This window comes from Romboutsia faecis (assembly GCF_014323405.1).
Classification (GTDB): Bacteria; Bacillota; Clostridia; order Peptostreptococcales; family Peptostreptococcaceae; genus Romboutsia_E; species Romboutsia_E faecis.
The window spans coordinates 99332-120750 of the sequence record NZ_JACRWE010000002.1 but is presented as its reverse complement, the minus strand read 5'-3'; the positions used below and the strand labels follow the sequence as shown (position 1 = coordinate 120750).

At 26.8% G+C, this 21419-nt stretch carries 20 protein-coding genes; 7 read left to right on the top strand and 13 right to left on the bottom strand.

Annotation, left to right across the window (positions count from 1 at the left end):
• Window positions 1-20: 20 nt before the first annotated feature.
• Window positions 21-905 (top strand): LysR family transcriptional regulator, encoded by an 885-nt coding sequence (locus H8923_RS03915; RefSeq protein WP_153923834.1) that lies wholly within the window; start codon window positions 21-23, stop codon window positions 903-905.
• A 684-nt stretch (window positions 906-1589) separates the two neighbouring features.
• On the opposite strand, the gene H8923_RS03910 is transcribed toward H8923_RS03915, so the two are convergent.
• The 5 genes from H8923_RS03910 to H8923_RS03890 form a co-directional block, all read right to left on the bottom strand.
• Entirely contained in the window at window positions 1590-2108 is a 519-nt protein-coding gene (locus tag H8923_RS03910) for a DUF4825 domain-containing protein (protein ID WP_153923832.1), read from the bottom strand.
• Window positions 2109-2140: 32 nt separating this feature from the next.
• Window positions 2141-4111 carry a sensor histidine kinase gene (locus tag H8923_RS03905; RefSeq protein ID WP_172976674.1) on the bottom strand — a complete coding sequence of 657 codons (1971 nt, stop codon included), beginning with the start codon at window positions 4109-4111 and terminating at the stop codon, window positions 2141-2143.
• 113 nt (window positions 4112-4224) lie between these two features.
• A complete protein-coding gene (locus tag H8923_RS03900; RefSeq protein ID WP_243139866.1) occupies window positions 4225-6045 on the bottom strand; it encodes an ABC transporter ATP-binding protein in 1821 nt (606 codons plus the stop codon).
• The gene (locus tag H8923_RS03895) at window positions 6038-7768 is read right to left on the bottom strand and encodes an ABC transporter ATP-binding protein (RefSeq protein ID WP_153923828.1); all 1731 of its coding nucleotides are present in this window, start codon (window positions 7766-7768) and stop codon (window positions 6038-6040) included. The genes H8923_RS03900 and H8923_RS03895 overlap by 8 nt, the downstream gene beginning before the upstream one ends.
• A 42-nt stretch (window positions 7769-7810) precedes the next feature.
• Window positions 7811-8275: a MarR family winged helix-turn-helix transcriptional regulator gene (locus tag H8923_RS03890; RefSeq protein WP_172976673.1), complete on the bottom strand. Its 465-nt coding sequence runs from the start codon at window positions 8273-8275 to the stop codon at window positions 7811-7813.
• A 268-nt stretch (window positions 8276-8543) separates the two neighbouring features.
• Between H8923_RS03890 and H8923_RS03885 the strand changes: the two genes are divergently transcribed.
• The 4 genes from H8923_RS03885 (at window position 8544) to H8923_RS03870 (ending at window position 10811) form a co-directional block, all read left to right on the top strand.
• On the top strand, window positions 8544-9206 hold the full coding sequence (locus H8923_RS03885) for a hypothetical protein (RefSeq protein WP_153923826.1): 663 nt from the start codon (window positions 8544-8546) through the stop codon (window positions 9204-9206).
• Window positions 9190-10095 carry a DUF4097 family beta strand repeat-containing protein gene (locus H8923_RS03880; protein WP_153923824.1) on the top strand — a complete coding sequence of 302 codons (906 nt, stop codon included), beginning with the start codon at window positions 9190-9192 and terminating at the stop codon, window positions 10093-10095. Before H8923_RS03885 ends, H8923_RS03880 begins: the two co-directional genes overlap by 17 nt.
• Window positions 10096-10349: 254 nt before the next feature.
• A complete protein-coding gene (locus H8923_RS17460) occupies window positions 10350-10478 on the top strand; it encodes a hypothetical protein (RefSeq protein ID WP_263457697.1) in 129 nt (42 codons plus the stop codon).
• Window positions 10479-10493: 15 nt separating this feature from the next.
• Window positions 10494-10811 (top strand): iron-sulfur cluster assembly accessory protein, encoded by a 318-nt coding sequence (locus H8923_RS03870; protein WP_153923820.1) that lies wholly within the window; start codon window positions 10494-10496, stop codon window positions 10809-10811.
• A 131-nt stretch (window positions 10812-10942) separates the two neighbouring features.
• On the opposite strand, the gene H8923_RS03865 is transcribed toward H8923_RS03870, so the two are convergent.
• On the bottom strand, window positions 10943-11932 hold the full coding sequence (locus H8923_RS03865) for a BMP family lipoprotein (protein ID WP_317982810.1): 990 nt from the start codon (window positions 11930-11932) through the stop codon (window positions 10943-10945).
• A gap of 142 nt (window positions 11933-12074) precedes the next feature.
• On the opposite strand from H8923_RS03865, the gene yeiL reads away from it, so the two are divergent.
• Complete coding sequence (gene yeiL / locus H8923_RS03860; protein WP_153923818.1) at window positions 12075-12758, top strand: transcriptional regulator YeiL; 684 nt, start codon at window positions 12075-12077, stop codon at window positions 12756-12758.
• Between the two features lie 67 nt (window positions 12759-12825).
• On the opposite strand, the gene ptsP is transcribed toward yeiL, so the two are convergent.
• The 7 genes from ptsP to H8923_RS03825 form a co-directional block, all read right to left on the bottom strand.
• A complete protein-coding gene (gene ptsP / locus H8923_RS03855) occupies window positions 12826-14541 on the bottom strand; it encodes a phosphoenolpyruvate--protein phosphotransferase (RefSeq protein WP_456300154.1) in 1716 nt (571 codons plus the stop codon).
• A 233-nt stretch (window positions 14542-14774) separates the two neighbouring features.
• The gene (locus H8923_RS03850) at window positions 14775-15035 is read right to left on the bottom strand and encodes an HPr family phosphocarrier protein (protein ID WP_153923814.1); all 261 of its coding nucleotides are present in this window, start codon (window positions 15033-15035) and stop codon (window positions 14775-14777) included.
• Between the two features lie 73 nt (window positions 15036-15108).
• Window positions 15109-16326 (bottom strand): patatin-like phospholipase family protein, encoded by a 1218-nt coding sequence (locus tag H8923_RS03845; protein ID WP_153923812.1) that lies wholly within the window; start codon window positions 16324-16326, stop codon window positions 15109-15111.
• 158 nt (window positions 16327-16484) lie between these two features.
• Window positions 16485-16829, bottom strand: a complete 345-nt coding sequence (locus H8923_RS03840) for a hypothetical protein (RefSeq protein ID WP_153923809.1) — start codon at window positions 16827-16829, stop codon at window positions 16485-16487.
• 70 nt (window positions 16830-16899) lie between these two features.
• On the bottom strand, window positions 16900-18672 hold the full coding sequence (locus H8923_RS03835; protein WP_153923807.1) for an Eco57I restriction-modification methylase domain-containing protein: 1773 nt from the start codon (window positions 18670-18672) through the stop codon (window positions 16900-16902).
• 57 nt (window positions 18673-18729) lie between these two features.
• Window positions 18730-19641 carry a patatin-like phospholipase family protein gene (locus H8923_RS03830; protein WP_153923805.1) on the bottom strand — a complete coding sequence of 304 codons (912 nt, stop codon included), beginning with the start codon at window positions 19639-19641 and terminating at the stop codon, window positions 18730-18732.
• A 153-nt stretch (window positions 19642-19794) separates the two neighbouring features.
• Window positions 19795-20649, bottom strand: coding sequence for an N-acetylmuramoyl-L-alanine amidase (locus H8923_RS03825; protein WP_153923803.1), 855 nt, complete (start codon window positions 20647-20649; stop codon window positions 19795-19797).
• A gap of 241 nt (window positions 20650-20890) precedes the next feature.
• Between H8923_RS03825 and H8923_RS03820 the strand changes: the two genes are divergently transcribed.
• Window positions 20891-21373 carry a DUF4358 domain-containing protein gene (locus H8923_RS03820; RefSeq protein WP_153923801.1) on the top strand — a complete coding sequence of 161 codons (483 nt, stop codon included), beginning with the start codon at window positions 20891-20893 and terminating at the stop codon, window positions 21371-21373.
• Window positions 21374-21419: the final 46 nt, after the last annotated feature.

Here is a 21419-nt window from a genome sequence, read left to right as displayed (position 1 = left end):
AAAAATATTAGGGGGATACTATGATTGATTTTAGATTAAAAACATTTATAGATTTATGTGAGACTAAAAGTTATACAAAAACAGCAAAAAATTTATCTATTACTCAACCAGCAGTAAGCCAACATATAAAGCTTTTAGAAGAAAAATATAACTTAAAACTTTTTGATTATATGAGTAAAAAATTAGTATTAACTCAAGAAGGAATAGATTTTTTGTGTAATGTTCAAAAGCTACAAACCATGTCTATAAACATAGAGCATCATTTAAAAGATTCTAGTACAAGACATAAATCATTAGTTTTTGGTGCTACTAGAACTATTGGAGAATTTTATCTACCTAAGTATTTAAAAGATTACCTTAGATTGTATCCTAAAGATAATCTATCTATGGTTGTTAATAATACTAAATTTTTATTAGAAAATTTAAATAAAGGCAATATTGAATTCGCAATTATAGAAGGTCATTTTGATAAAGCTGAATATGAAACTTATTTAGTAAGTAAGGAAAAATTAGTTGCTATAGCTTCACCTTTAAATAAACTTACATTAAAACAATCTATTTCATTTGAAGATTTATGTAAAGAAACTTTGATTATTAGGGAAAAAGGTTCTGGGAGTAGAGAAATCTTTGAAATACATCTTTACGAAAATAATTATTCTTATGAGAGCTTCAATCATATTGTTGAAATTGGAAACATCAATGTAATTAAAGATTTAATTAAGGATAATTTAGGAGTATCTATAATGTACGAAAAAGCTGCTCAAAAAGAAATTTCTAAAAAAGAACTTGTTATATTAGATATCAATAATATGAACTTATATCATGAATTCAATTTTATATTCTTAAAAAACTCAATTTTTGCTTCTAATTATAAAAAGTTTTATGATTTTTTAGTAAACTCATAAACTAACCTAATTCTAATTTAATAGATTCATTTAAATGTATTTCTTATTTTAATTCCACTTTTTTAAATTTATAATATGGTGTATACTAAATTATGGAAAAATTTAGGGAAGGGGATAAAATCATATGCTTGGGGTTTATTTTACTGTCTTTTCAACTGGAATAACTTCATTTTTATTTAGTAAATTTCTTTTAGTTACTAACAATAAATTTGATATACTCCACAGATATATGGATAAGTATTATTGTTTCAATGAGAAAATTAAATTTAGAAAATCTCTTAGTTTAATTGGTTCAATATCAATAATTAGTAGTATTTTTTCAACTTTTATAGACTTTTTTGCTTTTAAGTTTAATAATTCACCTGTATACGATAATGTCGGTATTCTAGGTTTAACTGTAAATATGTTATGCTTTATATCTTTATTTTTTACATGGTTTTATTTTATTTTTATAGCTATAATAAAATCTACGCTATCTAAGATTTATAAATTTCTAATTTATATTATATGCTTTTTAATTATCTTCATTTTATTTATTAAAAATCCTTTTGGTGTTTCACCATTAAGTATGATTGAACTATTCTTAACAATATACTTTTAGTTTATATAATTTTCATTCATATAATCAACATACATATTATAAAAATGCGTATATCAAAGTTTTGATATACGCATTTTTTACTTTTATTTAGTTTGACACACTTCTTCTAATACATATTTCCATTTTTGTAAATCATTTGGTAATTCACTTAAATCTACATTGTATGTTTTATCATATGCATTTTTATTAAATTGATATACAGTATTATCAAAATCCTCTAAGATATAATTTATTGTACTTAAATTTTTTATCAAAGAGAATAATACTACTGAGTTATAGTTCATAAGCTTAAATTTATCTTTTTCGTCCCAATCATTTGCTAAACTATATTTAATATTTAATATATAATCTCCATACTTATTTTCATAGTTAAATTTTCTTACATATATATTGGCTAATAGTTTATCTAATATAATTTCTATAGTTTTACTATCTTTTATATCTGTATTTTTATATTCTGATAACTCTATTAAATCAATTTTACTTGTATCTTTTATTTCGTTTTCTAAATTATTATCTAAACCTTTTGATTTACAACCAACCAATAATCCTATAGTTATAACTACAGTTAAAGAAACAACTCTCATTGAGATTTTTTTCATATAAACTCCTTTTATATTCGTAAAATTATATCTTATATATATATATCTGAAAGTTCTGCTATAGCATTCTTATTATCTATACCTGCATTATAAATTACATCTGGAGAATCAATGACTTTTATAGGAAGTTTAATTATAAAGATAGTGCCCTTACCTTCATTCGATTTTACATCTATATCCCCTTCATGTAACTTTACAAAAGACTTTACAAGTGATAAACCTAACCCACTACCTTCATTTAACCTTGTAAATCCATTATCTATTTGAACAAATTTATTAAATATATCAGATAGTGATTCTTCTTTTATTCCTATTCCTTCATCTTGTACAGATATTATTAAATTGTTCTCTTCAACTGATATATAAGTTAATATAGTTCCTTTATCAAAAGAAAACTTTATTGCATTTGAAAGTAAATTTAACATAATTCTTTCTATTTTATCTATATCAATTGCCATTATAAGTTCTTCAATTTCTGTGTCTAAAATAACATTTAAATTTTTACTATCCGCAAGTGGGATAACAGATAGTACAGTATTTTCTATAAGACTGATCACTTCAACATTTTGAAGATTTACTTTCTTAAACCCTGCATCTGATTTTGTAACATCTATGATATTATTTATCAATCTTATTAGTCTATATGAATTTTTCTCAATCATATTAATATTAGAAATCAAACTTTCTTTATCTATTTCTTCCTTAATTTCTAAGTTTCTTTTTATTAACTGAGAAGATGATGAGATTACATTTACTGGTGTCCTAAGCTCATGGCTAATATTTGTTATAAAATTACTTTTAGCCCTATTTGCCTCTTCAGCTATTTCCTTTGATTCTCGCAGTTTTTTATTCGCTTTTTTAAATATGTTTTTCTCTGAGATAAGAAATGCTATTATAAAGCATAATATTACGAGTATTATTAATACAAGTATTATCTCACTTTTATAAGTTTGAAAAAATTCTTCAGACTCATAGAAAATTTCTGAATCCTTTGGAATTTGTTTCTTACTGATAAGATTATTTGTCAACTGCCTTTGATTAAATATTAGCGTACTTGTATGCTCTCCTTCTAATATTGGTGGATAATTTTTATTTCCTTGTAAAAAATTTTTTACTATTTCCCCAGTAATACTTCCTTGCTTATAAAAATCAATCGTATATCCACCCATCATTCCATATTCTATTCCTAAGTTTACAGTTGTAAATATAGGTGCTTCAGTTGCACCTTCTATAGCATTTAAAATTTGACGAACAGAACCTAATGTTGTATCTGTATCTTTTACTGTTTTAGAACCAGTTGAGCTATTTGGACTATAAAATAATACAATATCTTCTCTTTTAGAAAATTTTGAAAACACTTCTTTTAGCTCTTCTTCACTTTTAAAGTCTACTGTTTTATTTTCAAACTTTAATTTAGGATACTTGCCTTGTAAAGAATAAAATTCATTAATTTCATTCATATATATATCTTCTGGCCCTGTTATTAATGTTAGTCTTTTTTTATTCTTGCTATTCTTATAAATCTCAGTGATAATCTCAACATTAGATGAAATTGGCTTAAATTCTCTAATTATACATTCTATATTTTTATTTTTAGCATCTTCAATAATTTTATCATCAAATACGCTAGATAAAAATAATTTGCTATCTCCAAATAGTTCTGTATGCCTTAATGCAAATGAACTAGCAACATCATCTACAAATACTACTGCATCAAATTCTGGATAAACCTTAAGTTTATAGCTAAGTAATGAATAAAATGAATCTTCAAGTTCCTTTTCTGGATATTTAAATGTATTCATATATTCATAATATATCTCATAATCATTTCTTAATAATTCATCAAATCCATACATTTGTTCCTGTGTTGACGTATAAGTTGGTGAACCAGAGCTAATATATAATATTTTCTTTTTTTCCTCTGCATTAGAATATATAGTGTTAAATATTATAAATATAATCGGTAATAATATTTTTAATAACTTATTATTTATTTTTTTCATCCCTTTATCCTTTATATAATATACTTGATTAACATACATATTATAACAAAAAGTGAGTTACATGTACAAAAAAACCTCTACATAATTTAATTATGTAGAGGTTAAAATAAACTTTATATTCCTAGGCCACTTCTAAATTGACTATTATAAAGATTTGCATAAAATCCATCTGATTGTAAAAGTTCATCATGAGTTCCACGTTCTATTATTTCTCCATCTTTTAGAGCGAGTATTTTATCCGCATTTCTTATTGTACTTAATCTATGCGCAATTATAAATGTAGTTTTACCTTTCATTAAATTTACCATTGCTTCTTGTATAGCAACCTCTGTTCTAGTATCTATAGAGGAAGTTGCTTCATCAAGTATAAGTATTGATGAATTAGAAAGTATCGCTCTTGCTATTGATAGTAATTGTCTTTGTCCTTGAGATAAATTACCTCCATTATCAGATAGCACTGTGTCATATCCATCTTCTAATTGCATTATAAAATGATGAGCATTTGCTAATTTAGCCGCTTTTTCTATTTCTTCATCAGTAGCATTAAGATTTCCATATCTTAAGTTTTCACGAACACTTACTGAGAATAAATATGTATCTTGTAGTACAACAGATACTGATTTTCTCAGACTTTCCATGGTAATATCATCTATATTTTTTCCATCTATACTTATTCTCCCACTATCTATAGTATAAAATTTATTTAGTAAATTTATTATAGTAGTTTTACCAGATCCAGTAGGTCCTACTATTGCTATAGTTTGGCCTTTATGAGCTGTTAGATTTATATTATTTAAAATCTTTTTATCGTTATTATATGAAAACTCAACTTTTTCTAATTTAACTTCACCTTGTAAATTATCTACAACTACGGAATTATCTTTATCCATTTCTGGATTTTCATCCATAACTTCAAATACTCTTTCAGCTCCAGCTAATGCCCCTTGAAGTGTATTCGATATATTAAGAATTTGATTTATAGGTTGATTAAAGTTTCTCATATAAAGAATTATTGTAAATACTATACCTACACTTATATCCATTCCTTTTAAAATGAATACCCCTCCACATACTGCCAGTACTAAGTATGTTAAGTTATTTATAAAGTTATTTATAGGTCCCATACAACCTGATATAGCATCTGCTAAGATTGCACTTTTAGTTATACTTTTATTTATATTATCAAATTCTTTTTTGACATTTTCTTCTTGACCAAATAATAATACAGCTTTTTGACCTGATACCATTTCTTCTATATACCCATTTAAATTTCCTAAATCACCTTGCTTTTTTATAAATAAAGGCTGAGTATATTTCATTATAGTTCTTGTTCCCATTATAGTTATTGGAATTGTTAATAATCCTATTATTGTTAATTGTGGACTTAACATAAGCATTGCTATAAGCATTCCTATTATATTAATCACACCTGAAATTAATTGGGTAATACTTTGTGATAATGTCATATTTATATTATCTATATCATTTGTAAGCCTACTCATTAAATCTCCACTTGAGTGAGTATCATAGTACTTTAATGGCAAGTGTTGCATTTTTTCATATAAGTCTTTTCTTATATCTGATGAAGTTTTTTGAGCTATACCAACCATTAATCTATTTTGTACAAAAGTAGATGCTGTAGCAGCTAGATACATAGCTATAAGTATTATACAAATTTTGTATAAACCACTCATATTACCAGTTGCTATATAATTATCTACTATATCCCCATTTAACTTCGTTCCAAATATGCTTACTAAAGTTGTTATTACGCAGAATACAAAAATTAAAATTAAAGATGCTTTTTTGCTGCCAATATACTTTAATAATCGATTTATTGTTTCTTTGGGATTATTTAATTTTTCATTGCTCTTTACCATGTGCATTCCAGGACCTCTGCCTGGTCTATCTAAAGAAATTGATTTACTAGACAACTTTAAGCACCTCCTCTCCTAATTGCGAAACTGCTATACTTCTATAAATTTCGTTTCTTTTTAGCAATTCATCATGCTTACCTATATCCGATATTTTTCCATCGTCCATTACTATGATCTTATCTGCATCCATTACTCCAGAAATTCTTTGAGCTATAACTAAAACAGTTGATTCCTTCATTCTATTTTTAATAGAATTTTGAAGCTTAGCTTCTGTTGCCATATCTAAAGCACTTGAAGAATCATCCATAATAAATATTTTTGGATTTCTTATTAAAGTTCTTGCAATTGAAAGACGTTGTTTTTGTCCTCCTGATAAATTCTTACCTCTTTGCTCTACTTCACTTTGATATTTACCATCTTTACTCATTATAAACTCATATGCCTGTGCATCTATAGCACTACTATTTATATCTTCTTCATTTGCGTTTGCATTTCCAAATTTCAAGTTACTTTCTATAGTTCCTCCAAATAATATATTCTCCTGAAGCACTATACCTATATTTTCTCTTAGCTGTCTTATACTTATATCCTTTATATTCACTCCACCAATTAAGATTTCACCTTCAGTTGCATCGTATAATCTTGGAATTAAGTTAACAAAAGAACTTTTACCACAACCTGTAGAACCTATTATTCCTATAGTTTCTCCTTGCTTAGCTTTAAAAGATATTCCCTCTAATACATTCTCACTATGCTCATTATATCTAAAATAAACCTCTTTAAATTCAATATCAAAATTATTTACTTCTACAGTTTCTTCTTTATCTTTTATACTAGTTTCTGTTTTAAAAACATCATTAATTCTATTGGCAGAAGCCTTTGCTCTTGAAAAAGTAAGCATTATATTTATTACCATAACTACTGATCCCATTATTTGAAGTAAATAATTTATAAATGCCATTATCTTACCAATTTCTAAGTCACCTACATTAACCATATTTCCACCAAACCATAGCACTGCAACTACAGTTAAATTCATTATAAGTGTAGCAATTGGCCATAATATTAAGTTCATATTTTGTGATGCTATACTTTCATTTGTTAAATTATCATTAGCTTCATTAAACCTTTCACCCTGTGTGCTTTCTATAGCAAAAGCTTTAATTACCTTCACACCTAAAATACTTTCACGCATTACAGTATTTATGTTATCTATTTTTTCTTGAACTGATGTAAATAAAGGCAATGACTTTTTAATTATAAACATAATAGAAACTAAGATTATAGGTAATGCTATTAAGAAAATACTCGCTAGCTTTGGACTTAATATTGTTGCCATTATAAGTCCACCTATTGCTGTAAGCGGTGCTCTTACCATCATTCTAAGAGCCATATTCATCATCATTTGTAATTGAGTTACATCATTTGTAAGTCTTGTTATTAAAGATGATGTTTTTAATTTATCTAACTCTAAAAATGATAGGGTTTGAATTTTTTCAAATAATCCTTCTCTTACTCCTTCTCCTAATTTCATTGATGCTACAGCTGCAAAAAAAGAACATGCAGATCCTGCAACTAATCCTATGATTGCTGCAATTACCATTTTTATTCCAGCGCTAAGTACATAATTTAAATCACCATTGGCTACACCAACATCTATTATACTTGATAAAAGAGTCGGCTGTAGTAGGTCCATAGCAACTTCTAAGCACATTGTAATAGGTGCTAAAATTGCACAAATAATTGCTGATCCTTTTAAATATTTTAATAATTTTATCAATCTCAATCTCTCCTTATATAATTTCTTTCATTAATATAAAAACTACTTTTCATTACACTTATATTTATCTCTTTTTTTAGCTAAATTATCGTACAATCTATTTAGTATATTAATAGCTTCAGATTTTTCTTCTTCTGTAAATCCTTCAAAACAAATCTCATCTAATTCTAAGAACACTCTTTCAACTTCTTTTTGTGCTTTTATTCCTTTTTCAGTTAAAAATACATTTAAAATACGTTTATCCTTTGGATTTCTTTCTCTATAAATAAGCTCTTCCTTTTCCATTCCAGCTAATATACTTGTAGCTGTCGCAGGCTCTATCTTACAAGATCTAGCTAATTCTCTTTGACTACATCCAGGGTTATTCACTAGAAAATCTAAAAGTCTTGGTTTTCCTTCCGTTAAATTAACTTGTTTAAACTTATGTCCAGCCATTTTCCTATGAGCTTTATTCAATCTCATTAAAGATCCATGTAATGTATTAATTCTTATATGTTTTTTTATCATTTATTTATCTCCATTTAATTATAATCATTAGGCATCTAATCATTAGACTTCTAATGATTATTATATTATCATACAATACATTTTCTGTAAACAAACTGCATATATTATTTTTTCTAAAATTTTTTTATATTTTAAATTATAAAAATGATAAAAATAAAATTTTTTTACATTTCTCACTGTAATAAATTGACATACACAATATATTAAAATATTATTCTATTATAGATAAGTGTTCGAGTACTAAAATTAAAATATTGGAGAGATTTATATGAATAATAAAATTGAAGAATATATTAATAACTTATTCCTAAGATCACCAATGTCAACTCACACAAAATATGCAAAACAAAAACTTTTAACCAATGCTTTTAAAATTTACAATGATTTACTTCAATCTAATCTTAATGAAAATGAAGCCTATGAAAAAACCATATCTCATATTAATGATACTTATGACATTATAAATCTTTACTCTCAAGCGAATGATGAAAATTCAGATGTTAGAAAAAAGTCAGCAGTAATAACAGCTTTTTCCGTTATGCTGTATATTTTATGCCCAGTGCCAATTATTATCCTTGAAAGTATGGGAAGTTCTATGGAAATTGTCGGCCTTGTAATGCTATTCTTTATGGTTGGGATTGCCACTGCACTTTTGATTTACAATAGTATGTCAAAACCAAAGAACCTATATTATGACTCTTATAATACTTTTTCTGATTCCCAAGGAGAATATAGTAAATATTGTGACCTAAGAAAATCTATCTCATCTATAGTGTGGGCACTAATAGTTGCCTTGTACTTTTTTATAAGTTTTACATGCATGAATTGGGCTTATTCATGGATTATATTCTTAATTGGAGCTGCAATAGAACAAATAATAAAAGCTTATTTTGATTATAAAGAGGAGAAAGAATATGAGAAAAAGATATAATATTTTTAGAATTGTATTTTGGTCTACAGTGAGTCTATGCTTAACCTTTGTCTTAACCTATTTATCTAAATCTGAGAAGGAAATTTTCAACTTTATCGGATTTAACTATGTTAGATCTGATGAGAGTCTTAATATAACTGCTGAGAAAACTATAGATTTAAATAATATAAATGACATAAACTTTAACCTTGATGTAGATGATATCACTTTTATGGATAGTTCCGATGAAAAAATTAAAATAGTTGAAAAATGCAATAAGGAACTATCTGAAAATGAAAGACTTCAAATTAAGCATCAAAATAATAAAATAGATATTTATAGAAATTCGAAACTTAATATAAATCGTCTTGACAAATCATTTAGAAGAGAACTAATCGTTTATTTACCAAAATCTTATAATAAAAATATAAATGTTAAATTATCAGTAGGAGACCTTGACTTTACATCAGACTTAAATTTAAACACTCTTAAAATTTATTTAACTACAGGTGATATTGATATAGATAATAATATAAAATGTAAATCTTTTATACTTGAAGGAAACACTGGTGATGCTAGTATTAACAGCTTATCATCAAATGAATATGGTATAAGCTTTAATACAGGTAATATAGAAATTTCTAGCTTATCTGGTAAAGGATATATAAATACTACTACTGGTGACTTAAGATGTAATATTTTTGACATTACTGGTAATTCAGATTTTTCTTCTAGCGTAGGAGATATCACTTTAAATCTAAAAAAAGAACCTAATTTTAAAATAAATGCTTCTTGCGATATAGGAGATATTAAAACAGATTTCAAAGAAAATAGTATAAGAGAAAGTTTTTCTAATGAGTTAAATATAGATTGTGGCTGCGGAGATATTAAAATAAATAAAAATTATTAAATAGATAAGCCCTATTCTAGGAATAATACTTATGAACATAAAATTTATAGAAAGGGTTTGATAAAATGAAAGTAACTTTAGATCAAAAAGCTATTCTTACTTTAAAAGATATTTTAAAAGATAAAGATCAAGAAAATACTAAAGTAAGAATTTATTTTGCAGGTATTGGTTGAGGCGGACCATCCTTTGGACTTGCTCTGGATGAGCAAAAAAATGATGATAAAACTTATACAGTTGAGGGTATAAACTTTGTTATGAGTGAACAAGACTATAATCAGTATGGAGATATAGCTATCAAAGATACTGGATTTGGATTTAAAGTTGCACCAGAGAATAGCGGTGATGATAGTTGTGGTGGGGGCTGCTCTGGTTGCGGACATTAAGAAAGGATTAAATAAATGATTGCAATAGACGAAAAATCTCTTTTAGCTTTTAAAGATAAAATTAATCAAGATAGTAATAAGCCAAGTAATATTAGAATTTACTTCTCTGGCGTAGGTTGTGACGGACCTAACTTTGACGTTACTCTAGATGAAATTAAAAGTGATGATTTAATTTATAAAATAGATGATTTAACATTATTGCTAAGTCAATATGAATATATGCAATATGGAGATATGAAAATAAACTCTATTGAAGACAACTTGAAGATAACCCCTGAAAGTTTAGAATTAAGTCTTTGTTGTAAAAGAGGTTGTCCTGATTGTCCCTATTAATATGTAAAAAGGATGGATTCAAAACTGAGCCCATCCTTTTTATCGTATAAAAGAGGGAACCTTTTATAACGATTAGAATTTAGGTATTTATGAAACTTAAAGTAAAATTTAACTTTCTAAGTTGAAAGTGTTTATTTACTAGGAACTTCTATTTCTTTATTTATTATTTGATTTATTTTTTTATTTACATAATCTATTATATCTTGAGAAACATTTTTATCAGTACTTGGTGCTAATCCTATACTATTATCTTCTAATCCATATCTTAGAGTTGTTCCTCCAGCATAATTTCCTTCTATCATTGCTTTTACAGTGTTATATACACCCTCATTAACTTTTTTCATAGCTGATGTTAATACATTTTCTGGAGCTAAAGCATTTTGATCTCTGTCTACCCCTATAGCATAAAGATTTTTCTCTTTTGCCATTTCAATGACACCTACACCTGAGTCACCTGCTGCTGCAAAAATTATATCAGCACCTTGACTATACATTTGTTGAGCTATTGACTTTCCTTTGGCTGCATCAACAAATGAGTTAACATATTGAACTTGAACTTTTGCATTTGGGTTAGCTTCTTCTACACCAGCCTTATAACCAGCTTCAAATCTTTTTATAACTTCATTATCCATACCACCAACAAATCCTACTTTATTAGTAGTTGTTTTTTTACCAGCTACTAACCCAACAACATATCCAGCTTGCTCTTCTGTAAATGTTATACAAACAACATTTTCAGGAGTTTCTTCACCATAATCAACATCTACTATAGCAAATTTTTGATCTGGATAATTTTTAGCAGCTTCTAAAATAGCACCCTGTAAAGGGAATCCTGTACCGATTATTAAATCAGCTCCTCCATCAACAGCAGTCTCTATATTAGTCGAGTACTCTGCTTCTTGGTTTGATTCTATATAATTTACATCTATATTAAAATCTTTTTTTATTTGTTCTAATCCTTCCCAAGAAGATTGATTAAAACTTTGATCGTTTATTCCGCCTACACTACTTATCATTGTTACTTTTAATGAATTGTTTTCGCTGTCATCTGAGCTAGAACAACCCACTAATACTAACATCGAAAGCATTAATATAGTTCCTAAGTATAATATTTTTTTCACTATTATTATTCCTCCATTTAAAAACAATTTACTTTTCTTATGCTTTGTTATAATATCAGATAGTATCTACGACATAATATGACATTTGTCATATTTTCTATTTTTTTTCAAAAATACTTTATTTTTATAGGAGATAAATAAAATGATTAAAATAAATGATAAGGATAAATTAAATTATTATATAAATAAATATAAAATAGATGAAATTTTTAACTCTGATATGAGTTCATATATGGAGTTACATTACTTTAAAAAGAATGAACATATCTGTTCATCTGAAGAAGAATTAAAATATTTATATTTTTTTCTAGATGGAAAAGCTAAAGTTTATATAGCAGCTCCAAATGGTAAATCTTTATTAATAAGATTCTACACACCAATACAAATAATCGGTGATACTGAAATATTAAATAATACAACTATTGATTGTAACATACAAGCTGTAGAGGACTGCACCTGCCTAGCTATACCTAGAAATATAATAGAAAAAATAGCCTTAAAAGATGTACATTTTTTATCATATGTATGTAAGCAATTAGCATTTAAACTTTCAAGTGCTTCACTATCTAGTTCGATGAATATGCTCTATCCTCTAGAAAATCGACTTGCACGCTACATATTAGAAACGTATAGTACAAACGATTCCCAAGGTGAAAATTCAGAAAGCTTGACTCATATTTCAGAATTATTAGGAACTAGCTATAGACATCTTCTAAGAGTATTAGATAAATTTTGTAGTGAAAATATAATAAAGAAATCAAATAAAACAATAGTTATTCTAGATACACAAAAACTAGAAGATCTAGCTGGAGATTTATATCAATAAATAGTATAAAAAATCTCAGACTACCACAAGATATCTTGCTACTAATCTGAGATTTTTTTATTATATCTTATAAATTAAAAGTTTTCTCTACATGAGCTTTTATTTCTTTTGCAGTTCCCATAGATAATACCTCATTAGCAAAGTTTTGCATATCTTCATAACTTACAGAAGTTATTAACTTTCTAGCTGGAAGTATTGATATAGGAGACATAGAGAATTCATCAAGTCCAAATCCAAGAAGTATTGGTATCATTCTTTGATCCCCTGCAGATTCTCCACACATTCCTACCCATTTTCCTTCTTTATGAGCATTATCTATAACTGTTTTTATTAATCTAAGTACTGCAGGATTGAATTGGTTATAAAGATGGCTTATCTTTTGATTCATTCTATCAACTGCGCAAGTATATTGTATTAAGTCATTTGTTCCTATTGAAAAGAAATCAACATGCTTAGCTAATATATCTGATATAACAGCAGCAGATGGTATTTCTATCATCATACCTACTTCTACATCATTAGCAAATGCTACTCCTTCAGCATTTAATTCATCTTTAACTTCAGCAACTACTTCTTTAGCTGCTAATAGTTCTTCTAAAGATGATATCATAGGGAACATTATTCTTAATTTACCATGAACACTAGCTCTATATAAAGCTCTTAGTTGAGTTTTAAATATGTCTTTTCTATCTAAACATATTCTTATAGCTCTATATCCTAAGAATGGGTTCATTTCAGATTCCATTTCAAAGTATGGTAATTCTTTATCTCCACCTATATCTAACGTTCTTATTACTATAGGCTTGTTATCCATGCCTTCTAATACTGCTTTGTATGCTTCATATTGCTCTTCTTCAGTTGGGAATGCATCTTCTTTATCCATGTATAAGAACTCTGTTCTATAAAGACCAACACCTTCAGCGTCATTTTTTATAAGTCCTTCTACATCTTTTGGACTACCTATATTTCCAGCTAACTCTACATGTCTTCCATCAAGAGTTACAGAAGGTTGTCCTTTTAATAAATCTAGTGATTTTCTATATTCTTCAAATTCATTTTTTAGCTTAGTATACTTATTCATAGTTTCTTCATCTGGATTTAATATTACTTCCCCTGTATCTCCATTGAATACTATGTAGTCCCCATCTTTAGCCTTAGTAGTTATGTCAGTAAGACCGACTACTGCAGCTATTTCTAATGTTCTTGCCATTATAGCTGTATGAGAAGTTCTTCCCCCTATATCAGTTAGGAAACCTAAAACTTTACTTTTATTCATAGTAGCTGTATCTGATGGAGTTAAGTCATGAGCAACTAAAACAACTTCTTCTTCCAATGCTGCTAAATCAACTATCTTAGCACCTAATAAATGTCTTATTATTCTATTAGTTACATCTTTTATATCTGCAGCTCTTTCTCTCATATACTCATTATCCATAGATTCAAACATACCTACAAACATATCTCTAATTTCTTTTAAAGCAAAATCAGCATTAACTTCTTCGTCTCTTATTTTAGCTTTAGCTGAATCAATTAATTCTGGATCTTCTAAAACTAATAAATGAGCTTCAAATATTTCTGCTTCATGTTCACCTAACTCAATTAAAGCCTTTTCCTTAACCTTAGTTAATTCTTCTTTTGATATTTCAACAGCTCTTTCAAGCTTTGTAACTTCTTCATCGATATTAGTAATACTTCTTTTTTCTATCTCCAATTCACTGTGTTCTACTACTAAAACTTTTCCTATAGCAACCCCTGGAGATGCCCCTATTCCTTTAAACATTATGATATTTCCTCCTAATTAAGTTAAGTTCTATACCAATCTTAAAAATATATTTATATTCTCTAACTCTAAAAAATTATTGAATTAGAATAACCAGATTTATATTATCCTAGGCGCGAAAGGGTGATAAATAAATTTTACTTACTTTTGCAGTATTTCTTCAGCTGCTAACAATAAAACTTATTTATCACCCCGAACACCCGGGAAACAAACTCCCTATTCTAATTTAATAATTATTATTCTCCAAATCCACTTTCTATTAATTCAACTAAAGTGTTTACTGCAGTTTCTTCATCTTCACCTTTAGCAGATATAGTTAATTCATCACCTTTAGCTAATCCTAAACTCATTATTCCCATTATAGATTTAGCATTTACAGTTTTTCCTTTAGCTATAACTTCTACTGTAGCTTTGAATTCAGCAGCCTTCTTAACAAACATTCCTGCTGGTCTAGCATGTAACCCACTTGCATTTTTTATACTTACTAATCTTTCCATCTTTTGAACCTCCAAAATAATTTATTATTAAAGTATGTTATTTACTTTATTAGCTTATTTATATTATATATAATTAACCTTGGTTTTTAAAATCACTTATAATTTGATTAGTTAAAACCTTAGGTAATTTGCTTTTTGCAACAGGTATAATCGACTTAACTTCGTTAATTTCTTCACTATCCTTACTAGTTTTATAATTTCTGTGTACTGTGTCAACTAACTTATTAAAGTCATAAAGACTTATACGATTGATACCATTTTCTTGAAGTTTTTGCTCATATACAGCATAAAATAGTTCTTTGTAAGAAAAATCCTTTTGTAGATTTAGGACTTCTCCTAGTCTTGGTATAACATTTTCCAATAATGTTCTACGTGATACAGCTCTTTTTATGCCTAAAGTACTGCATAATCCTTCTATAGTTTCATCTTTTAGGTTTATAAATTTTTCAAAACAATAATTTTCATCATACTTATAGTCTAAGTTAAAATAATATCTGACTCCTTCGTATCTTTCATATGCTTTCATAGTATCAAGATACCCTAAAGTAATATTTTTTTCAATATTATCTTTATCTTTATTTAATGATCCACCTAAATATTCTGATGGTACTATTGTTTTTATATTTATACCTTTATCATTAAATTTATTTAAATTCATTTTTCCGATAAAATCATCTAATAATCTTATAACAACTATGTCTGTATACCCTTTATCTACTAGTAATTTTACTGGTATATTATCAGAAAACATTCCATCTAAATAAAGCTTATCATCAAGTTTCTCCAACTTAAAAATTGGAAGACTTGCACTTGCAATTAGATAATCTACTAATCTACCTTCTGGGATATCTTCAATATACAATTGATGTGGATTAAATTTCTTGTCCCAATGTACGGTAACGATTCCAAAATCCTTGTTAGACTTTCTAATAGCATCCTCATTTATATTTTCCTCTAACAATTTTCTTAAAGGAGTTATATCAATTCCTTCATTTTTTCTTGCTTTATTTATAAGTTCTATAACGACATTAAAATTTTTTGCAGTAAAATCCAAGTCTTTATATTTTTCATATGTATCTTCATCTATATTCATAAAACTGGTATAATCATAATTTCTCCAGATATCTTCCATTACCTCAATATCATTCTGAATTATAAATGCTCCATTTAAGGCTCCTATAGATGTCCCTGTGACTCCTTGGAATTCTATTCCTAGTTCCCTCAAGGCTTTATATGCTCCTATTTGGTAGGCACCTTTAGTACCTCCACCTTCTAAAACTAAACCCTTCATATTACCACCTATTTATCGTAGAAAGATATATACTTTTTTATGTCAATAACCTATTTATATTTTCTAAAAATTTAATTATATTTTATCATAAAAATTAATTAAAAGTATATATCTTTCATAATTTTTATAAATTATTTGAAATTTTCATATTCTAAATATTATTTTATTAAAGTTTTGTCTGGAACAATTTTTACAGATTTTAGGAATAACTTTTTCTCCATTGGTTTAAGAGATAAAGTTTTCATCAAAGTATTTTGCTCATCTACTAAATATATATTTTTATATCCTGATTTTAAAAATGTCATACAAGTTGTTCTTATATCACCATTATCTTCGCATTGAAATACACCTGGTGTAACCACTAAATCATATTGTGAAAATTTAACTTTTTTACCTATATCTTTATATTTATTTAAAAATTCTTTAGCATCTTTCTTAGTTATATACCCACTTACATCTACATAAACCCTTTTTTCGCCTTCAGATATTCTTGATAAAATCATTATTTTGCCCCCTTAAAATTAAGATATTCATTTAATTATATGAATATAGGCATTTATTAGTGATTATACTTTATAGTTCTAATGATTCCTTAATTAAATTATCTATTCTTTTTTCTAATATATAAATTTTTTCTTTATATAATGTTTCTTCTTCTAGTCCATTTTTCCTTTTTAAGATACTTAAAATCTTCTTTGATAAAGACTCTATTTTTTTATAATTATTATCCTTAAATATTTTCATTTTCATAACTTTATTAGGATAGTAATCATAAATATCTTTTCCCATATTTTTTGCCGTTATCTTAAAGTATTTATCATAAATGCTTGAATTTAATATCCCAACTAAATATTCATAAGAAAAATCATCTTTATACTTATCTTTTATAAAAAAAGAATAAACATCTGCACTACAGTATGAATTGTTGTTATCTATAGCAAATCTATTATTTTTAGATTTATAAGGATACATTATTTTTTTTCTTTCAAACAAATCTTTTTCACGTCCCCATTGTAACTCATACCATTTTCTTATATTATTCTTACATTCCCTTCTATTTTCTAATTTAAACTTATATGGATATATAAATGTTTCTATTACGTTTTTATATCTTATTTCATCATTTATATCATTTGAATATATTAACCTATACTTAGTATCTTCTATTATATATTTTCTTATATTTTTGTTTTTTACCCATAATTTTAAAAGATTTTTAGGTACAGTATTTATATTATCGATTTCTTTTTCTAAAATAAATGCCTTATCGCAACCTGTAATTACACCTTGAAAGCTTGTTGCAATATCTTCTAAATAGTAATTACACCTTTCTTCAATTCTGCTATAAAACGCCTTATCTTCTTTGTTAGTTATTATCCAATTTTCATCAAAGGAACTTTGATTAACGCTAAATTGTTTAAATAATCTATTTATATAAAAATCATTTAAATCTTCGATATCATTAATTTTTATATTTTCATCCTTTATTTTGTATATCTTTATAAGATTTTCTTCTACTCTTTCTTTAGTATTTTTACGTTTTAAAGTCGATATACAACTGGCTACTCCTACATTTTTAAACACATTTGCACCTAAAAAATCTACTATTTCCCTTATATACGTATTTTTATTTATATATTCCCTTAAGTACTTTCCTGATGGACTTTCTAAAAAATATCTAGGAGTGATCATAGAAATAACTCCATCTTCTTTTATTAAATCTATAACTTTTTTATAAAAACAAAAATACAAATCAGATTTATTTCTATAGACCTGATTATATTCTTCTAAAAGATATTTCTTATATTCTTTATTTAATGATTTATGTCCAACATAAGGTGGATTTCCTACTATATAATCAAATTTAAAATCCCACTCTTTCGCTAAAGCATCTTCACAGTATATATTTGAATTACATAAATTTATATCGTTAAAATTAATAGTTTTATTTTTTAAACTTCTTTTTAAAATATTTATAGCATCATTGTCAGTATCAACTCCATAAATACATTTTTCAACTATATGTCTGTGAATATTCTCTATAGACCAATAATCATCTTTATATTTTTCTCTTAGATCATAAATTTTATCTTCTAATAAATCATATAAAATATCATACGCCTCTAGTAAAAAATTTCCACATCCACATGAAATATCTAGTATTTTCGGATATGGATTTTCTACTATATTATGTTTCTTTAAAGTTTTTTTCATAATGTAATCTACAATAACCTTCGGTGTATAATAAATTCCATTAGTTTTCTTTATATTTTCTTCTATCCCATCTTCATAAAGTTTTGATAAATAAAAATTATCTATTCCTAATACCCCTGAATTTTCTTTCATATTTTCCTCCAAAATATGATTTTTCTTAAGTTATCTTTGTTTTATTATATCACATTATTATTCCATCATATTCCATTTAGATTTTATCCATTTAGTAGTGTCATCTATACTATAATCTTCTCCTAATTTCTTTAAGTACTCTAATGAATCTATATCATCCATTCCTATGTCTCTATTCATTCTTGGATTTAGTCTATAATAGTTTTCATCTAAAAGTTTTTCAGAAAATAATTGACTCATTTGAGAGTTCCCCTCTAAAGTAACAGAAATTATGGGAAAAGATGGCTCTTTACTTATAACCCAATCTATTGCCCCCCAAGTTGTGGTATCTTGTTTTATACTATTGTAGAGATATCCGGTTCCAATGGACAGTAACCTAATATTTTTCAAGTCTTTTCCTAACTGATGATCTAAAGCATAAACTATCGTTGCCAAACTAGGATCACTTGCAATTACACCTCCATCTATATGGCAATTATAACTTGGAAAAAAAACAGGTGCTGCACTACTGCACATTGCAACATCTATGACCCTCTCATTCTCCGTAGGTGAGTTAGGTAAATTATTATAGAATATAGGCTTCCACTCACTAGTTTCATTACCAATATATAATGTTGGTATAACTACTAATTTTCCTAAGTCTTTTAGCCTTAAATATTTAGGAAATATGTTGCTAAGTACATCTTTTAGATGCTTATTATCATATTTAGGCCTTAATATCTCTGAATATGATTTACTAAAAATATAATTAGTATTTTCGACAGAGTAAAGTTCTTTTATTTCTCTAGGACTTAATCCATAAGCTAAACCCAAAGCAATCAAGCTTCCAGTTGACGTACCTCCTATCATATTAGTGCTTCTTAATATATCTGGAAATTCTTTTTGTATCCTTTCAAAAAGGCTTATACTCAAAAGCCCTCTTAAACCTCCTCCATCAAAATTAATTATATTAAAAGTAGAATTTCTCATAAGACTCACCTCTAATTAATATTACTAATCTATAATATCTTCTAACTCTAAGTTTTGTGCATTTAAAATAAGCAAAAAAGGTCACTGATATTAATAACATGAATTTAGCTATTTATCAGTGACCTTTTACTTTATATCTCTATATAATATATTTTATTTATGCGCATCAATATATGAAAGTATCCCCTGTGCAATTCCTTCTGTGAATTCATTTAAGAATTTCTCATCAGTCAACTTTTTTTCTTCTTCTGGATTTGTAATAAATCCACATTTTATTACTATTGCTGGCATAGTAGCTTCTCTTAAAACTCCAAAATCTCCAATTCCAATACCTCTATCTTTTAAATCAACATAAGATACAATAGAGTCTTGTACATATCTTGCTAATTCGTCTACTCTATATAACTCATCCTTTTTATAATATATCTCAACTCCATTTGCAGTATTTCCGCCATATTCAGAATTTAATTGTAGTGAAACTAAAAAATCCGCCTTCTGTTGCTTTGCTTGTTGTACTCTATCACTTGTACTAATATTTACATCTTCACTTCTAGAAACTATTACATTTATATCACTTTGACTTGAAAGCTTACTTGCCAACTTCTTCCCAATTTCTAATGTAATATCCTTTTCATAGTTTTTAGTTGTCTTACTCTGAACACCTTTATCATCTCCACCACGTCCAGGATCTATAAATACAGTATATATTTTATTATTTTGTTTTTGTTCTTCACTTAGATCAAATTGTTTTTCAGCTTCAACAATTTGATCATCATTATTGCTTCCCATTTTAACACTTACATTTTTAACTACTTCAGCTACACTTTGAGTAGCCTTTAGCGTTCCAAAACTTAAAACTAATATACCTAAAACTAATATACCTAATTTAGCTTTATTTATTTTTCTTTTCTTATTTAACTTTTTACTTTTACTAGATCTAGGATTATTTTTTTTGTTTTTATGTAAATATGTGACATTATTTCTACCTTTATTATTTCTATAAGACATGATTTACCATCCTTTTACTTATTAATATATCAAAATCTTTGTATCAACTGTTATTTTAACATTACCATATATATCCTTCAATATTTTTCTAAATTTATTTTTATATGAGTATTAAATAGATTTTTATATATAATAATACTAAAAATATTAATTGAATTTGTAACATATTTTTAAACTTTTTCATTTTAAAATGTAGTAAGATATATGTGTGACAAAAAAATACATATTTCGGAGGTAAGCAATGAAAAAAATCTTATTAGTACTATCATTAGTTCTGACTATGGGACTTGTAGGTTGCTCATCTAATAGTAGCAACGGTTATAAAAATGTTTCTGCATCTGATGTGCAAAAAGCAATTAAATCTTCTAATTTATTAGTTGAAATGTCAATGGACTATGACATTAAAGATTTTGAATACTTTAATGATGTCATGGATTCAATAGAAGAAGGATTCATAATAAGAGCTGCTATGAATGTTCGTCTTGAAGATGTTATATTCATAAAAGCTACAAATGAAGAAAGTGCAGAAAAAATCCAATCTACTTTAGAGGCATATAAAGAAGGTATGATTATGAGACCATTTGGTGATGGTTACGGAGCAGAAGAAAATGCAACTAGAGCTGCAAATACAATAGTTGAGCAAAAAGGAAACTACGTATACCTTATATCAGCAGATAATGTAAAAGATATAGAAAAAGTTATAATGGATACTATTCAAAAATAAGGAGATGACTTAAAATTAATGTTTTTAGCAGTATAGCATTTATTTT

Bases quoted from the DNA above. Each gene is read 5' to 3' on its own strand.
- H8923_RS03915 (WP_153923834.1), top strand. From the start codon at position 21: ATGATTGATTTTAGATTAAAAACATTTATAGATTTATGTGAGACTAAA.
- H8923_RS03910 (WP_153923832.1), bottom strand. From the start codon at position 2,108: ATGAAAAAAATCTCAATGAGAGTTGTTTCTTTAACTGTAGTTATAACT.
- H8923_RS03905 (WP_172976674.1), bottom strand. From the start codon at position 4,111: ATGAAAAAAATAAATAATAAGTTATTAAAAATATTATTACCGATTATA.
- H8923_RS03890 (WP_172976673.1), bottom strand. From the start codon at position 8,275: ATGATAAAAAAACATATAAGAATTAATACATTACATGGATCTTTAATG.
- H8923_RS03885 (WP_153923826.1), top strand. From the start codon at position 8,544: ATGAATAATAAAATTGAAGAATATATTAATAACTTATTCCTAAGATCA.
- H8923_RS03880 (WP_153923824.1), top strand. From the start codon at position 9,190: ATGAGAAAAAGATATAATATTTTTAGAATTGTATTTTGGTCTACAGTG.
- H8923_RS17460 (WP_263457697.1), top strand. From the start codon at position 10,350: ATGAGTGAACAAGACTATAATCAGTATGGAGATATAGCTATCAAAGAT.
- H8923_RS03870 (WP_153923820.1), top strand. From the start codon at position 10,494: ATGATTGCAATAGACGAAAAATCTCTTTTAGCTTTTAAAGATAAAATT.
- yeiL (WP_153923818.1), top strand. From the start codon at position 12,075: ATGATTAAAATAAATGATAAGGATAAATTAAATTATTATATAAATAAA.
- H8923_RS03850 (WP_153923814.1), bottom strand. From the start codon at position 15,035: ATGGAAAGATTAGTAAGTATAAAAAATGCAAGTGGGTTACATGCTAGA.
- H8923_RS03845 (WP_153923812.1), bottom strand. From the start codon at position 16,326: ATGAAGGGTTTAGTTTTAGAAGGTGGAGGTACTAAAGGTGCCTACCAA.
- H8923_RS03840 (WP_153923809.1), bottom strand. From the start codon at position 16,829: ATGATTTTATCAAGAATATCTGAAGGCGAAAAAAGGGTTTATGTAGAT.
- H8923_RS03835 (WP_153923807.1), bottom strand. From the start codon at position 18,672: ATGAAAGAAAATTCAGGGGTATTAGGAATAGATAATTTTTATTTATCA.
- H8923_RS03830 (WP_153923805.1), bottom strand. From the start codon at position 19,641: ATGAGAAATTCTACTTTTAATATAATTAATTTTGATGGAGGAGGTTTA.
- H8923_RS03825 (WP_153923803.1), bottom strand. From the start codon at position 20,649: ATGTCTTATAGAAATAATAAAGGTAGAAATAATGTCACATATTTACAT.
- H8923_RS03820 (WP_153923801.1), top strand. From the start codon at position 20,891: ATGAAAAAAATCTTATTAGTACTATCATTAGTTCTGACTATGGGACTT.